We start from the raw sequence: 1,214 nt of genomic DNA on the forward strand, positions 1-1,214 counted from the left end.
CCGGTGTCCCGCACCGGAGCCGGCGTCCCACCGCGGGATTCGAGGGGAGACGGACGATGACGCGACCCGTCGACAGCCGGCCCCAGTCCGTCAAGGAGTGGCGGCTGAACCTTTACCTGTCCGAACACGACCCGGACACCACGGCCCGGATCGTCCTGGACACCGGAGACAACGTCGTGGAGACCTGCGCGGAGGCCCGGCGCAACCCCTACGACTCGGCGGTGCCCGAGATCGGTGACGAACTAGCCGCCGGCCGGGCACTGATCGCGCTCGGCCGCGAACTGCTGCGCGCCGCGTCGGGCGACATCAAGGCGATGGGAGCACCCGAGGCGACCCCTCCCGCTCCGCTCTGGTCGCCCAGGGAGTGAGGGAGCCGAACGGTGCTCTTCGCGAATCGTGACGAAGCAGGCAGGCAGCTGGGTGCCCGCCTGGAGTACCTCGCCGGTCAGGACGTCGTGGTGCTCGGGCTGCCCCGAGGAGGCGTACCGGTCGCCGCGGCGGTCGCGGCGGCCCTCGGCGCACCGCTGGACCTCTGCCTGGTGCGCAAACTGGGCGTGCCCTCCCAGCCGGAGCTGGCCATGGGGGCGATCGGCGAGGACGGCGTCCGCGTCGTCGACGACATGGTCCTGAGCGAGGCGGGCGTGCCACCGGACGGGCTGGCACGCGTGGAGGAACGCGAGCGCGAGGAGCTGGGCCGGCGCGCCGAGCGCTACCGGGGCGGGCGTCCGCCGCTCGCCGTCGAGGGCCGGACCGTGGTCGTGGTCGACGACGGGGTGGCCACGGGATCGACCGCGCGGGCCGCCTGCCGGACGGTACGGGCCAGGGGAGCGGCGCGGACGGTGCTGGCGGTGCCCGTCGCACCACCGGACTGGACCGCACGGCTCGCCGGGGAGGCCGACGAGCTGATCTCCCTGGACACACCACCCGGCTTCTTCGCGGTCGGTCAGTTCTACGAGGACTTCGGCCAGCTCGAGGACGAGGACGTCATCGCCTTCCTGCGGCGGGAGCCCTCCGCCACCGGGACCTCGGGCGGCCGTCCCCCGGGGAGCGGTCCTTCGGGCAGCGGTTCTGCGCACCGGGGGTCTTCCGGCGGTGACCCCGAGTCCGTGGACCAGGAGGTGGAGGTGGCGGCCGGCGCCGTACGGCTCGGCGGACGGCTGACCGTGCCCCCTGACGCGCCCGGCGTCGTGGTCTTCGCGCACGGCAGCGGCAGC

General features: G+C 74.3%; 2 protein-coding genes. Both read left to right on the plus strand.

The window, feature by feature from the left end:
- Nucleotides 1–56: 56 nt before the first annotated feature.
- Nucleotides 57–368 (plus strand): dsRBD fold-containing protein, encoded by a 312-nt coding sequence (locus BZY54_RS47155; RefSeq protein ID WP_086731450.1) that lies wholly within the window; start codon nucleotides 57–59, stop codon nucleotides 366–368.
- Nucleotides 369–380: 12 nt separating this feature from the next.
- Nucleotides 381–1,214 (plus strand): phosphoribosyltransferase (locus tag BZY54_RS47160; RefSeq protein WP_279634778.1); only part of this gene is annotated, 834 nt, incomplete at its 3' end.

This window comes from Streptomyces carpinensis (assembly GCF_002154505.1).
Lineage (GTDB): Bacteria > Actinomycetota > Actinomycetes > Streptomycetales > Streptomycetaceae > Streptomyces > Streptomyces carpinensis.

What these genes read in the sequence shown, in the direction of transcription:
- BZY54_RS47155 (WP_086731450.1), top strand. Translation starts at nt 57, where the DNA reads ATGACGCGACCCGTCGACAGCCGGCCCCAGTCCGTCAAGGAGTGGCGG.